The following is a 13,147-nucleotide window of genomic DNA, read 5'->3' as shown; positions in this document are numbered from 1 at the left end:
TCGGGATACTTGCTGACACGTCCCATAACTCAGATCCTCCCAAGATCGGGAGTCTCCGGAAACGCCGGGACGGGTCATGTACAGCGCTCGGTACCAGACCTATGGTGCAGAAAGCGCACAAAAGGTTTCAGCGGAAAAGCAAGTGGCACCCCACTTCCTCGGCGCGATTGTCTGTGATCAGGTTCCAACGAGTACGGGCGATATTGACACCCGGGCAGTCATAGACGGTCAGCAACGATTGACGACCCTGCAGCTTCTTCTACGTGGGCTGCTCGACGTCCTACAGGAAAGCAATTCCTCACGCGTGCCGCGGGTCAAGCGCTTGTTGGTGAACCCGGACGACATTGTCAGCCCTGAACATCCGGAGCACCGCTACAAACTGTGGCCAAGGCGCAAGGACCGCCTTATCTGGCCTGCCGCGATGAAAGATGAGACTCCGCCCCGTGACGTCGCGGACCACCCGTACGTGAAAGCGCGCCGGTTCTTCGCGGAACAGATCCGGGCAGCCAAAAACACTATTGACGACAACAGCCGGCTGGACGAGATCACCGACGCACTACTCGATCTGTTCAAGATTGTCGTCATCGACCTTGAAGAAAACGATGACGCCCAGATCATCTTCGAGGTTCTCAATGGTCGACAAACACCCTTGTCGGCCTCTGACCTAGTCAAGAACCTTCTGTTCTTGCGGGCCGAACGGGCGACGGAGGACGTCGAAAATCTCTACGACCAGTACTGGGCAGAGTTCGACCACAAGTGGTGGAAATCCCAGATCGGCACCGGTCACGCTGCTAGGCAACGACGAGATCAACTTCTCAGTGTCTGGCTCACCGCCGCGTCGGGTGATAGCGCGTCCGTAGCGCACCTCTACGGCGAAGTCCGTCGGTACCTCGATGCCAAGGACCGCAAGCCCAAGGACCTATTGCAGGAAATTCACGAATACGGTCTTGCGTATCGCGCTATCTACCAGGAGACGGCTCCGGTGTCCCGGCGTGTCAGAGATGCATACCGCCGGCTGATCCGTTTGAACGTCAGCACGGCTATGCCGTTGCTGATTTGGCTAACCACATTAGACCCCGTCAAGCTTGCCGGATCCGACCACGAACGCGCAGTGCTCGCAGTGGAGTCCTGGGTAGTAAGGAGGATGCTCCGCGGAGCCAACACACGTGGGTACAACCTCGCCTTCTTGAGTGTTCTGCGAGCCGCTCAAGCTGCCGAGCGGTCCGGTGGCGACGTCGCCGACGCTATCGTGACAGCGCTCGATGCGGACTCGCGTGCGCTGGGCTGGCCAGATGACGCGGAACTTGCGCAAGTCTTCAGGGATAAGCAGCTTTATCGCGACTTAAGCGCCGGGCGACTACGGATGGTGCTGGCCGCCGTCGATGAGGCCCTTCAAGCGCGGAACCGAAAAGAACCGCTCGCCACAATCGACTATGACCACTTGCAGATTGAGCACATCATGCCTCAGAAATGGCGTACAGCCTGGCCCCTTGATGCTGACGCCTCCGCGGAATCGGAGCAGTTGCGGGACATGGTTGTGCACACGGCAGGCAACTTGACTTTGGTCACATCCGCGTTCAACAGTTCCGTGTCGAACGGGCCATGGTCGGCCAAAAAGCTGGAATTCGCCAAGCAGGCGAAGCTCGAAATTAATCGTGCTGTAGGCGAAGCCGATAATTGGGACGAGGAAAGCATCGGGCGGCGAGCGGCTGAGCTGGCGGCGGTAGCTGCGGAAATCTGGTTGCCGCCGACACGTCTCCGGTCCGCCACGACACAATCTGGCGAGGAGAACTGAATGAACAACCGTTACCAGAAGTGGTCGGTGGATGAGACGATCCTCATCACCGACTGGGTAAAGAACCGCGGTGGTCAGCTACCGGATCAGAATAGCGCCGAGGTTGCTGCGCTGCGCGACAGCTTGTTTCCGCAGCGAAGCATCGACTCGGTGTACCTACAGGCGTGGCATGCCCAGTGTGCGCTTGGGTACGCCGATGATAACGGCAGTCGCTCGCGTCAGATCTTGGCTGTCGGGGTGCTGTTCCAGACCGACGAGGCCGAAATGTCTGCTAAGGCAGGGGAGATCCGCCTACGCCGCCGCGGTGACGATAAGTCAGCGGGATGACCTGGCTCGTGGATTGTACGCAGATGGCGCGTTCGCAGTTCCGTCCGTACGACTCGTCAGGCCGTACGACTCGTCACGCCATCGCCGTAATCCGCGGATTGAGAGTCGGTCGGTGGCAAGGAGCAGGATCGCACGGACCGCGCCAAGCGCAGCTGCTGTGATGCTGACTCAGCGTGCGAGGTCACCAGAAGGGGAGTCGCGGTTTTGCTCACCCTGCCGGACACGCCTAGCGCGGTGGCGGGATCAAAACGGCAACGCGTGATCGTCGCTACGGGCCGGGCTGGATCGAGCGGTGCGCGCGGCCACCGCTGAAACCCTGGCCGCGAATAGTCGCAATGTACGCTTCGCAGCCTGTGTAGCCGATTCGCCGCAACTACCTGTCGGGCGCCTTTGGCTACCATCGCGCCATGGCTACGACAACAACGAGCGACACGGCAGATAACCACGCTCCCCATCAGGTCAGCGACATCGCTCCCTTCCGTTGGCATGTCATCAGCAATATCGCCATGAAGCTGGGGTGGGAGTGGACACAGGAGAGCAACACCGTTGACCGTTTCAGCAGGGACGGCGTTGTGCTGACCGTGTCGTGGACTGAAAGAGCGGTGAAGGCAGCCACAGGAACTAACGGGCTCAACATCTTGCCTCGCGAGGCGGCAAAGCTTCAAAAGCTTTGCCGGGCTTTGGGAGCCGATATCCGGGATGACCAGAAATTCGCCTCGCTTCCGGTGGGAAATATAGCGAAGTTGCCCAACAAAGATCGGCTGGCAAGGGACGCACGTGCCGGTCTTAGAATAGTCGCGGAACCGACGCTTTCAACCGCGGTGGCGGGGGTGTCGCTCACGGCAGATACAGGCGGAGTGGCGGCTGACACTGTCCAAGAGGAGATTGTCGATTCGTCATCCCCGGAGAGAACCAACTGGAACTTCGCGCCTGGCGAGGAGAACACCCCGACCGGGTACGCCATGACCGATGTCGAGCAGCCCATCGATTTCGCCGGTGCCGCGGACGTTCCTGCTGTTACAGCCGTTTCGGTCGACGCCGTTCCCGAAGCAGTCATCACGGCTGAACGTGCTGAGTTCGAGCGCGCAGCGAGCGGTCAGGCAGAGCAGAAGGAGGCCGCACTCACAGCTCGTTTCCGCGAGTATCTGGAAAAATCGCACGGCCGAAAGGTCAAGCGATACAAGATCACTACCCCGACCGGTTTGTTGTTCACCGATACCGCGGACGTCACAGCCGGCGTTCTATACGAGGCGAAGGGAACCGCAGAGCGGATGAGTGTTCGACTGGCGCTCGGCCAGGTCCTCGACTACGGCCGTTACGTGGACCGTTATGTCGAGGGTGCTCAGCTGGCGATCCTACTGCCCAGCCCGCCGGCAGCCGATCTGGTCGAGTTGCTCGAGAGCCACAACGTTGGTTGTGTCGTAGAAGGCGAACTCGGCCACTTTTCTGACATGACCGGGCTGGGACGTTGCCCCTGACCGGACGAGCGCCGCGTCGCTCTTATCCCCGGCCGGGCGCATTCGCGGGGGAGGAAGACTTTGACCATCTCCGGGCCAACACTGAGGTCGATGGTTACAAGGTCCAGTGGGCTATTCTCCAGCGTGCAAAGTATATGAAAAAGACTCTTTACCCCGACCACATCCGCCGATCGGAGCAATTGGGCGATTTTTTTGGGAGTGGGACTCCAAGCTTGAGCCCCCGGTTGACTTCCACTAGGAGTGTCGAGCACGTCGGGCGGGGCACTGTACCCATGCCTGGACCAGCTGAAACCTTAGCGAGGGAATCGCGTGTGTTGTCGACAGGCGAACGTCAGTCGGGTGAAGCGGGCCCCCGCCCGGGAACCCTCCCCACCCCTTTCGGCACTCACACGGCACGGTCAGGGGATTCTCCTGGCTGCAATGCGAAACGCTTCTACGCGCGAGGCGATCGGGACCTAGACAGTCCATTCGGCCGGCCGCGTCTGATGTGGCTGCCAGGTGGGCACGCCGAGGATTTCGTCGCCGCGTAGCTCGTAGAGCCTCCACGTGCGTTCTGTAGGCCGGAAGGCGGCCGGGAGCCGGTCGAGTTCGCCGAAGCGGTGAAGTTGCACGGTGGCGCCGGCGCGCAGGCGTTCCAGTTGGGCGGCGATGTGCCCGCGCGAGGTGATGCCGGCGCGCGGTTGATCGTCGAGGCTGGGGGCTGCGGGGAGCCGCTTCTCGTATAGGGCGATGACGGCGTCGCGTAGGCCGCGCTGGACGCCGTGGATCCGACGTGCCGGCATCTCAGGCGCCTTCCAGCCGCTGCTGCTTGGCCATGTTGTGGCGGCGCCACCTTGCGTTGGCCGCGGCCTGCTTGACCGGGTCCTTAGCGCCGACGTCGAGCTTGAGCGAGGCCAGCAGCTTGGCGAGGGCGGCGCGCTGCAGTCGTAGTTCGACCACGGCGCCGTGCATCACGACGCGGCCGTCCTTGAGAGTGACGGTGCGGCCCTCGTCGTCGACGATGGCCTGCAGGTGTTCGATCTCGTCGGCGATCTCGGCGGCCAGATCGAACAGTTCGCGGTCGCGCTGGTCGGGTTCCAGGTTCTGGGCGCCCATGTCGGCGATGATGCGGCCAATCATCGCCTGTCCCGCGGTCTTAGCCATGGCCACCAGTATCGCCCTGCCACCGACACGATCGAGGTAGGCGCCCACCGATCGGCGCTACCCAGAACGGGTAATGCCCGTGGCTTTCGTGGCTTTCGTGGCGCGGTCAGGCATCTGCATGGGCACACCTCAGCAAGTCCGTTGCGGTCGGCGCTTATTCGGCGGGTATGACCGATTCTGAAGCCTGGCAATGGTTGCCGGTAGTTGCGATAAGATAGCGAAGCAGACTGCGGCACAATGCTTTCCACAGTTAATGAGAGCCATCGAAAACTATCGCTTGCTAATCCGTTGGTCGCGGGTTCGAGCCCCGCCCGCCCCACAACCAACTTGTATTAGGTCGGCTGATGTTGGACATATCTGTTTCGGGTGGTGCCTGACAATTCCCGGCTGATGGTTGACGGTTACTTCGGCTGATCCTTGACACTCATCTGAGAGCCGGCTGGCCGCTGGGTCCGCCGATCGGTGGACTGCGGTTTCCCCCTCCGAACCCTCCAGTCTGCGGACTGTTCGAGCTGTCGTTTCGGGCGATAGTTGGTTCACCGAACGGGCCTCGACCAGCGGGCCTGGTAACAGAAAGGTAGTCGACATGAGCAAGACGCAGAACACCACTGAGAAGGTCACCGTCGGCAGGCTCACCATCACCAGCCCCGCCGGACGATCCGCGCCCGCCAATTGCGGGTGCATTCAACCCCGCGCCGGTGTTTCGTCCGGGAAGCGGTGATCCGCCGTGGCGCTTGAAGGTCGACTTCAAGAGGCGTTGGCGTTCGAAGCGCCCTACGTGATCGATCGACTTGTCAGGGACCGGGTCGTGGCGACCCGGGCGTCCGCCGAACAGCTCTTCACCGAGGCAAAGAAGTACCTCGTGCTGTCCGCGGCAACCCCTGACAAGTCGTTCGACATGTCTTCGGCGATGGTGGACGAAGCGTGGCACGCGTTCGTGCTCTTCACCGCCGAGTACACCGACTTCAGCCAGCGATACTTTGGAAGCTACGTCCACCACGCGCCCGCCGGCGAGCGCGGCGGGCCCGAAACGACGATCTTGGACGGCTCCCAAGAGATGGCTTCCTTCGACGACTTCTGCCGGCGATATGAGGAGCTGTTCGGGCAGCCGCTCCCAGGAATCTGGTACGACAGCGACAACGTCACTCCGTCAACCCGGGTCGTCAACGATATGGCACAGACGTTGGCGATCGCCGCCCAAGACCACACCGTCCACGTTGTGGACGGCACCGGGAACACCGTGCTCTCCGTTGATGAGATAGCAATCGAGGCAGTGGAATTCATCGTCAACATGCACACGTTCTATGTCCGCGAGCTCCCAGGAGACCTCACCGCGGCCGAGAAGGTCGGCTTGATCCAGCCTCTCATCCGCTTGGGCGTTCTGCGTATGGCGCCCTAGCGGCCTCAGTGCTCGACATCGGTGACCAGGCTCAGAACTGAGAGCTCCGAAAGCGACGCCCTCGCCCAAAAGGACTGCTGCGCGGTACGTTGCCACGCGTGAGCGAAGACAGAGTTCGAGTGGAAATCAGCGGCACCGGCTTGGCGACCGTGACGATGATTCGCGCAGACAAGCACAATGCGCTCGACCACGCCATGTTCGAAGGACTGGTCAATGCCGCTGCGCAGGTGGCCGGTGTCCCTTCGATCCGCGCGGTCGTGCTCCACGGCGAGGGTAAGAGCTTCTGCTCAGGCCTCGACGTCGCGAGCTTCGCTGCCCAGCGGGGCGGCACGAACGTTCTGTTGGACCGAGACGCCGATCACCCGGCCAACTTCGCCCAACGCGTGACCTACGACTGGTCGCTGGTGCCCGCGCCCGTCATCGCCGCGATTCACGGCAACTGCTTCGGCGGTGGCCTTCAGATCGCACTGGGCGCAGACATCCGAATAGCGGCTCCCGACGCGAGATTGTCCATCATGGAAATCAAGTGGGGCCTCGTTCCCGACATGGGTATCACGCAGACACTGCCCCGGCTGATACCGATCGACGTCGCCAAGGAGTTGACGTTCACCGGTCGCATCGTCTCCGGCAGTGAGGCGTCGAAGCTCGGTTTGGTCACTCACACTGCGGACGATCCGCTCGCCGCCGCGTTGGCACTTGCCGGCGAGATCGCGCAGAGATCTCCGGATGCCGTGCGCGCCGCCAAGCGCCTCTACAACGAGACCTGGGCCAGTGATGACGCCGCGGCGGCGCTGTCGCGTGAATCCCAGTTGCAGACCGAACTGCTTGGCAAGTCCAACCAGATCGCCGCTGTCAGCGCCGGGATGTCGGGGAAGCCGCCCGTCTTCACCGATCCCGAGTAGAACCAATTCCGAAGCGGTGTGACGGTCACGATTCGATCTCTCGGAATTTGTTGAGTCAGTTCTCAGTCCACTCTCAGTCGACGCGGGGACCGTGTGCTGAGGCCATGTGGGCTGATCAACGATCCGGAAAGAGAACGAAAGCAAATGACCAACACTCCGCGGTATTCCACGGACCAGCCCTCGAGTTCGGCTACGGGACAGCCATATCTGCCATACCAGGCTCACATCCCGTCACATCTGCGCTACGAATGGCGGCACGGCCATCCTCCACTCTATGACCTGAGACATCCTGCACAGCAAGCTGATACCGCTCCGATCCCTAGGATCCAGCTGAAGAAGTCTCGTCGCGGGCTCGTCGTTGCCGGAGCTGTCGTGTGCGCTGTCGTGGGCGGCGGGGTCGGTGCGGCCGTTGTGGGCATCGACGACCGTACGCACCACCCGATCGCCGCGCAGACACCCATCGGTGCTGCACCCCTCACGCCACGCGCGGCCGCCGCTGCTCCCGCGGGCACTGTGGAGGAGGTGGCGGCCCGGGTGCTGCCGAGCGTCGTCCAGTTGAAGATCGACTTGGGCGGTGAGGGCCCTTCGGGTTCGGGGATCGTGTTGAGCGAGGACGGCCTCATCCTCACCAACAACCATGTCGTGGCTGCCGTGGCCGACAGTGATCGCGGAGTGTTTCCCAGCTCGCGGCGTGGCGGGCCCACGGCAACCGTGGCCTTCTCCGACGGCAGAACCGCACCGTTCAGCGTTGTCGGTGCCGACCCATCGGGCGATCTTGCCGTCGTTCGCGCCGAGGGGGTTTCCGGATTGACGCCCATCACCATCGGATCCTCGGCGGATGTGAAAGTCGGCGAGCAAGTCGTCGCGATCGGCTCGCCCCTCGGCTTACAGGGAACGGTGACGACGGGCATCGTCAGCGCGCTGAACCGGCCGGTGTTCGCCGGCGGCGATGCGGGTGGAGACGTCACTGTGCTCAACGCCATCCAGACAGATGCTGCAGTGAACCCCGGCAACTCCGGCGGCGCACTGGTGAACATGCGCGGCGAGCTGATCGGCGTGAATTCGGCAATCGCGAGCATGGGCAGCGGCTCCGGCGGCCAGAGCGGTTCTATCGGGCTGGGCTTCGCGATCCCCTCGGATCAGGCCAAGCGTGTCGCCCACGAACTGGTCACGACGGGCACCGCCAGTCATGGTGCGCTCGGCGTGAAGCTCGGTAGGGAAGCCACCAAGGCCGGCGGCGCCACCGTCGCCGTCGTCGACGGTGGCCCCGCATCCGCCGCTGGACTGCCGAGCGAAGCAGTGATCACCAAGGTCGACAACCAGCCGATCGACGGCCCTGAGGCGCTCGTGGCGGCGATCCGCTCGCGCGCCCCCGGTGAGAACGTTTCCGTCACCTATCTCAACGGTTCGGGGGCTGCTCAGACCGCGCAGGTCACGTTGGGCGAAGCGTAGGGGCCGGCTATTGAACCGGCCGCAGAACCACCACTCCAGGAACGGTCGGGACGTAGTCGAACAGTGGGGTGTCGACCACCTTGTTGTCGCCAGGAAGCGAGGACGCGTTGCGTAATACCGGGCCATTCGGTGTGTCGACGAAGATTCCGACATGCGTGACGTCGAGGCCGCCGTCTTCGGAATACGCTCCGATGTAGTCACCTGTTCGGAGGCCGCTCACCACGCCGCTGTCGAACTGCGCGCTCGGAACGTAGGACACCGTCCGGGGCACAACCGGCAAGCCGGGCAGATACACGCCGCCGGAGTCTTTCTGGTTCAAGTTCTTCTGCACCGGAATCGCGTTGGTGCTCAAGCTGGTTGTGATGTCAGTCGCGACCGCAGGTGTGGCCGCCGCCCAGTCGGTGAAGAAGTGCTTGCGGTTCGCGAAGGCCACGACACCGTCCTTATACCGGACATCGATCAGTGCGGCGATGAACTCGTCGCGGTTACCCGCCCGTTTCAGCGCCTCGACGTAATCGGCATAGGTGAAGCAGTCGACCTTCGACAGTTCGACCACCAACTGCTCCGGCTCGCTCGCCGAACCGACGAGCGTGTGTGCGCCATAAGGGGTTCCGAGAAACGCGCGTGAGATGACCTCGGCAAGCTCCGGTGGTGGCCCGCCGTTTCTGGCCGTCAGCATCCGCTCGAGGATCTGCGCGTTCTGCTCGGAGATAAAGACGTCGGGCGCCGGCGCTTCCGCGGCGGCAAGGTAATTCACGGCGAGGATGGGATTGGCCTCGGCGTAGCCGACCGGCAGCAGCACGTCACCGGCGGTGGACAGGTAGTAGACCTCCCACCGGTAATAGGTGTCGAAGCCGGCAGGGTCGGCGGCCATGACCGCGGCATAGTCGTGGATGGCCCGCACGTAGTTGTTCGAGTTGTTGTAGCGGTACAGAGCGTAGTCGCGGTCTCGCGTGAAGCCGTTGGCGGACAAATAGCGTCCAGCCGCCATGATGCTGTCGCGAGGCGAGTGAATGTCGCCACCGGCACCGAAGGCGGCGAACGTCGAGGGCATGAACTGCATCGGTCCCTGCGCACCTGCCGTGCTCACCCCGGCGACGCGTCCGAAGGCGGTCTCGACGAGATTGATCGCCGCCAGATAATGCCATGGCACGCCGAACTCGGATTCCGCCTCGCGGTAGTGGGTCATCAATTGGTCCACCGGCGTGGGCGCAACGATCCGCCACGCGGGCAGCGTGTCCTTCGGCCGGCTCATCACGCCGAGTTCACGCCGCGCGTGGACGTTGTGGTCGTAGACCTTCCCGAGCTCCGGCGGAATCCGCGGGCGCACGATCGGATCCCACTCGGGGTGTCGTCCGATGGCTCGATACGCCAACTGCTGGCGTTGCGCCGCCGCATTCTTCAACGACTCGGTCGACGAGGGATCCCGCAGCGCTCGTTCGTCGGCGACCAGGTCGTCAGCGATGCGCACCGGATCGGATGCCAATTCTCGGCGCGGTTCCTCGGCTGTGGGTGGTGGGGCCGCACGAGCCGGCGCGGCGGACGTCGCGGCGGGTGTTTCGGGCTTGTCCGAATCCGAGCATCCAACTAGAGCGAACAAGATCATCGCGGCGCTCGCGGCGGCAGCGATCCTGGCGGCGGCGAGGCGGGCATTCATTGCCGTCGGAGTCTAGCGCCGAAGCCAGACCCGCCGGCGGATCACGCCTGCTTGGGTTCCGGGCAGAGGTACAGCCGCGCCCCGGCCACAATGAAGTTCGACAGCGTCTCGTCCTTGGTCGCGATGTCCAGCTTCTCGGCCACGGCGGCCGAGTCGGCACCGCGCGCGAACTGAGCGCACGCGTCGCGGGCGAGAGTGGTCAGTGTGGTGCAGTCGCCCGTATAACCCACCGAGGTGATGCTGCGGCAGAGGTCGTCCTCGGGCGAAGCGGCAGCCTGGGGCGCGGCCATCAGCAGGCCGACCGCTGCGATCGAAAGCGCTGTGAGCGCACGCGTAGTCATGTCACGTCCTTCCTAGCGCTCGACTACCCGCTTTGGCTCGCGGCACGCAGGATCGGACGCAGATCGAGATTGCGGCGTTACCAAGACCGGGATAGCTGCTTGGCGTCAGCGGCGTGGTGACAGACTGCGCACATGGCGTGGGATTTCAGCACCGAACCCGAATTTCAAGTGAAGCTCGACTGGGTCAAGCAGTTCTGCGAAGAGAAAGTCGAACCGCTCGACCACATCTTCCCGTACGCGGTGCGATCACCCGATCCCGCGGTCAAGGCGTACGTCCGCGAACTCCAGCAGGAGGTCAAGGACCAGGGGTTGTGGGCCATCTTCCTCGACAGAGAGCTCGGCGGACCGGGCTTCGGGCAGCTCAAGCTCGGTCTGCTCAACGAGGTCATCGGCCGCTACCCCGGCGCCCCACACATGTTCGGCGCGTCGGCGCCGGACACCGGCAACATGGAGATGCTCGCCGCATACGGCACCGAGGAACAAAAGGAGCGGTGGCTCAAACCGCTGCTCAACCAGGACATGTTCTCCGCTTACTCGATGACCGAACCGCAAGGCGGCAGCGACCCCAACCTGTTCAAGACCCACGCGGTGCGCGACGGCGACGAATGGGTGATCAATGGCGAGAAGTGGTTCACCTCGGCAGGCCGCGTCGCCGACATCCTGTTCGTGATGTGCACGAACGGGATGTTCGTCGTCCCGCGCAAGACCCCAGGCGTCGAGATCATGCCCGAACCGCGCAACCACAACCACATCGTCTACCGCGACGTCCGCGTGCCGCATGATCATCTGCTCGGGCCGGAAAACGGCGCAAAAGTGTTGGCGCAGAGGCGACTCGGTGGTGGACGAATCCATCACGCCATGCGCACGATCGCGCAGTGCAACCTGGCCTTCGACATGATGTGCGAGCGGGCGCTCAGCCGCGAATCGCACGGCAAGGTGATCTCCGAGCACCAGATGGTGCAGGAGAAGATCGCCGAGTCCTACGCGATGATCAAGATGCTGCACCTGTTCGTCCTGGAGACGGCGTGGAAGATCGACAACACCTCGACCCAGGAGGCCCGCACCGAGATCGCCGCGGTCAAGTTCACGATGGCCAAGGTCCTGCGCGAGGTGTCGTTCAACGCCTTGCACATCCTCGGGTCGCTGGGCACCACCGACCTCACCCCGATCCAGGCGATGTACGCCTCCGCGCCGACGATGGGCATCGCCGACGGCGTCGACGAAGTGCACAAGGCCACCGTCGCTCGCCGCGTGCTGCGCGACTATCAACCGCACGAGGGTGACTTCCCGACGGAGTTCCTGCCCTACAAGCGGGAGCAGGCGCGCCAGAAGATGCAGCCGGTGCTCGATGCCCGCCCGGAATTGGCGACCGCCGCCGAGGCGTATCAGAAATATCTGTCGGGGCGGCGCTGACGTTCGCGCCGCGGGCGCGCTCGCCTAGGGTGGACGCATGCGGTTCGCCATCGCCCTACTCGGAGTGATCGTCGCGTTGTTCGGCTTGCTGTTCACCCTCCAAGGCTTCGGCGTGGTCGGCGGCAGCCCGATGAGCAACACCACCACGTGGTCGATCCTCGGCCCGATCATCGCTCTGGTCGGTATCGCGCTGGCCGTTGGCGGTCTTCGCCGTCGCAAGCCGTGACGTTCACACGGGTCTGCGGAACACCGTTTCGATGAGCAGTCGCCGGCACCACAGCCGGTAAGCCTCCACGCTCCAGCCGTCCCGGTGGGTCACCCGGCACCGCGAACTGCACGGAATCGACATGCCGGGAACGTTCCCGGACTGGGGCCGGGCGGGCGGACGCGCTCCTTCACTTCACGGTGCCGTCCTTCGAATATCCGATTACCGATGCGCCTCCGACGCTTCGCTTTGCGGGGCCGCTCTCGGCCACGGGTTCACAAGCCCCGCTGCCGAAGTGGTGGTGCGACCTCGACGGGACCCGGCCGGTCGTGCACGTCACGCAGGGCACTGTTGCCAACACCGATTACGACCAGGCGATAGCTCCGACATTGCGTGCTCTCGACGATGAGGACCTTCTCGTCGTGGTGGCGACGGGTGGGCGCCCGGTCGATACCCTGCCGCCGCTCCCCGCGAACGCGCGCGCGGCCGAGTACCTGCCGTACGACGAACTTTTTCCGCGTACGGCAGTCCTCGTCACCAACGGCGGTTACGGCGGTGTGCAGTACGCCTTGCGGTACGGCGTGCCGATCGTCGCCACCGGCGGCAAGGAAGACAAGCCGGAGGTTGGCGCTCGCGTTCAGTGGGCTGGCGTCGGCCGGCGGATCAGAAGCGAGCGACCGACCGCACGCGCGCTGCGCCGAGAGATCCTGCGGGTGATCGACGAGCCGCGATACCGACACGCCAGTGCCCGCATCGCGGCTGACATGGCCGCGTCCCCGGGCTCTGCCGAAGTGGCCGCGGTCGTCGACGGTCTGGTGGCCCGGCAGGCGCCGGAGACGGGGGACGTATACCCTCCTGTCGCGCCGACTTCGTGAGGGCGGCGGAGCTATGCCCAGGCCAGGTGGACAGGCGATCGTTGATGTTCGCTGAAAGCGCACAAGCGGGGGCCGCCGCTCTGTAACGCTCGGGTAGGCGGAGCGATGAATTCTGTGAGGCCGGCAGCGTCGGGGGAGCCCTCAGGGTGCTCGTTTCCGT

At 63.7% G+C, this 13,147-nt stretch carries 12 protein-coding genes and 3 pseudogenes; 10 read left to right on the top strand and 5 right to left on the bottom strand.

Annotation, left to right across the window (positions count from 1 at the left end; all coding sequences use genetic code 11):
- Window positions 1-76 precede the first annotated feature (76 nt).
- The 3 genes from A5759_RS16005 (at window position 77) to A5759_RS25970 (ending at window position 3,600) form a co-directional block, all read left to right on the top strand.
- Complete coding sequence (locus tag A5759_RS16005) at window positions 77-1,795, top strand: DUF262 domain-containing protein (protein WP_082962155.1); 1,719 nt, start codon at window positions 77-79, stop codon at window positions 1,793-1,795.
- Window positions 1,796-2,122, top strand: a complete 327-nt coding sequence (locus tag A5759_RS16000; protein ID WP_068199375.1) for a hypothetical protein — start codon at window positions 1,796-1,798, stop codon at window positions 2,120-2,122.
- 407 nt (window positions 2,123-2,529) lie between these two features.
- On the top strand, window positions 2,530-3,600 hold the full coding sequence (locus tag A5759_RS25970; RefSeq protein ID WP_156616947.1) for a hypothetical protein: 1,071 nt from the start codon (window positions 2,530-2,532) through the stop codon (window positions 3,598-3,600).
- A 455-nt stretch (window positions 3,601-4,055) separates the two neighbouring features.
- Here A5759_RS25970 and A5759_RS15990 read toward each other — a convergent pair whose 3' ends face one another.
- Window positions 4,056-4,382, bottom strand: coding sequence for a hypothetical protein (locus A5759_RS15990; RefSeq protein ID WP_068199373.1), 327 nt, complete (start codon window positions 4,380-4,382; stop codon window positions 4,056-4,058).
- Between the two features lies 1 nt (window position 4,383).
- Window positions 4,384-4,743, bottom strand: a complete 360-nt coding sequence (locus tag A5759_RS15985; protein ID WP_068199394.1) for a hypothetical protein — start codon at window positions 4,741-4,743, stop codon at window positions 4,384-4,386.
- A gap of 586 nt (window positions 4,744-5,329) precedes the next feature.
- On the opposite strand from A5759_RS15985, the gene A5759_RS26470 reads away from it, so the two are divergent.
- The 4 genes from A5759_RS26470 to A5759_RS15970 all read left to right on the top strand — a co-directional run bounded on the left by A5759_RS26470 (window position 5,330) and on the right by A5759_RS15970 (window position 8,496).
- A complete protein-coding gene (locus A5759_RS26470; RefSeq protein ID WP_255392528.1) occupies window positions 5,330-5,464 on the top strand; it encodes a hypothetical protein in 135 nt (44 codons plus the stop codon).
- A 36-nt stretch (window positions 5,465-5,500) separates the two neighbouring features.
- Window positions 5,501-6,142 carry a hypothetical protein gene (locus A5759_RS15980; protein ID WP_156616946.1) on the top strand — a complete coding sequence of 214 codons (642 nt, stop codon included), beginning with the start codon at window positions 5,501-5,503 and terminating at the stop codon, window positions 6,140-6,142.
- 98 nt (window positions 6,143-6,240) lie between these two features.
- Window positions 6,241-7,044, top strand: coding sequence for a crotonase/enoyl-CoA hydratase family protein (locus A5759_RS15975; RefSeq protein ID WP_068199371.1), 804 nt, complete (start codon window positions 6,241-6,243; stop codon window positions 7,042-7,044).
- Between the two features lie 144 nt (window positions 7,045-7,188).
- Complete coding sequence (locus tag A5759_RS15970) at window positions 7,189-8,496, top strand: S1C family serine protease (RefSeq protein WP_068199370.1); 1,308 nt, start codon at window positions 7,189-7,191, stop codon at window positions 8,494-8,496.
- A 7-nt stretch (window positions 8,497-8,503) separates the two neighbouring features.
- On the opposite strand, the pseudogene A5759_RS26370 reads toward A5759_RS15970, so the two are convergent.
- The 3 genes and pseudogenes from A5759_RS26370 to A5759_RS15960 form a co-directional block, all read right to left on the bottom strand.
- A pseudogene (locus A5759_RS26370) lies at window positions 8,504-9,115 on the bottom strand (DUF1460 domain-containing protein); the annotation flags it as partial.
- A gap of 120 nt (window positions 9,116-9,235) precedes the next feature.
- A pseudogene (locus tag A5759_RS26365) lies at window positions 9,236-10,153 on the bottom strand (lytic murein transglycosylase); the annotation flags it as partial.
- Between the two features lie 41 nt (window positions 10,154-10,194).
- Complete coding sequence (locus A5759_RS15960) at window positions 10,195-10,494, bottom strand: DUF732 domain-containing protein (protein ID WP_068199366.1); 300 nt, start codon at window positions 10,492-10,494, stop codon at window positions 10,195-10,197.
- A 132-nt stretch (window positions 10,495-10,626) separates the two neighbouring features.
- On the opposite strand from A5759_RS15960, the gene A5759_RS15955 reads away from it, so the two are divergent.
- The 3 genes and pseudogenes from A5759_RS15955 to A5759_RS15945 all read left to right on the top strand — a co-directional run.
- The gene (locus A5759_RS15955) at window positions 10,627-11,907 is read left to right on the top strand and encodes an acyl-CoA dehydrogenase family protein (RefSeq protein ID WP_068199364.1); all 1,281 of its coding nucleotides are present in this window, start codon (window positions 10,627-10,629) and stop codon (window positions 11,905-11,907) included.
- 37 nt (window positions 11,908-11,944) lie between these two features.
- Window positions 11,945-12,133, top strand: a complete 189-nt coding sequence (locus A5759_RS15950; protein ID WP_068199361.1) for a hypothetical protein — start codon at window positions 11,945-11,947, stop codon at window positions 12,131-12,133.
- Window positions 12,134-12,300: 167 nt separating this feature from the next.
- A pseudogene (locus tag A5759_RS15945) lies at window positions 12,301-12,987 on the top strand (glycosyltransferase); the annotation flags it as partial.
- Window positions 12,988-13,147: the final 160 nt, after the last annotated feature.

Source organism: Mycobacterium sp. 852014-52144_SCH5372336, assembly GCF_001665615.1.
Classification (GTDB): domain Bacteria; phylum Actinomycetota; class Actinomycetes; order Mycobacteriales; family Mycobacteriaceae; genus Mycobacterium; species Mycobacterium neumannii_A.
The sequence above is the reverse complement of the archived record's forward strand: the minus strand, read 5'-3'. Positions and strand labels throughout refer to the sequence as shown.

Coding starts and splice junctions, on each gene's coding strand:
- A5759_RS16005 (WP_082962155.1), top strand. CDS start 77: ATGTACAGCGCTCGGTACCAGACCTATGGTGCAGAAAGCGCACAAAAG.
- A5759_RS16000 (WP_068199375.1), top strand. CDS start 1,796: ATGAACAACCGTTACCAGAAGTGGTCGGTGGATGAGACGATCCTCATC.
- A5759_RS25970 (WP_156616947.1), top strand. CDS start 2,530: ATGGCTACGACAACAACGAGCGACACGGCAGATAACCACGCTCCCCAT.
- A5759_RS15990 (WP_068199373.1), bottom strand. CDS start 4,382: ATGCCGGCACGTCGGATCCACGGCGTCCAGCGCGGCCTACGCGACGCC.
- A5759_RS15985 (WP_068199394.1), bottom strand. CDS start 4,743: ATGGCTAAGACCGCGGGACAGGCGATGATTGGCCGCATCATCGCCGAC.
- A5759_RS26470 (WP_255392528.1), top strand. CDS start 5,330: ATGAGCAAGACGCAGAACACCACTGAGAAGGTCACCGTCGGCAGGCTC.
- A5759_RS15970 (WP_068199370.1), top strand. CDS start 7,189: ATGACCAACACTCCGCGGTATTCCACGGACCAGCCCTCGAGTTCGGCT.
- A5759_RS15960 (WP_068199366.1), bottom strand. CDS start 10,494: ATGACTACGCGTGCGCTCACAGCGCTTTCGATCGCAGCGGTCGGCCTG.
- A5759_RS15955 (WP_068199364.1), top strand. CDS start 10,627: ATGGCGTGGGATTTCAGCACCGAACCCGAATTTCAAGTGAAGCTCGAC.
- A5759_RS15950 (WP_068199361.1), top strand. CDS start 11,945: ATGCGGTTCGCCATCGCCCTACTCGGAGTGATCGTCGCGTTGTTCGGC.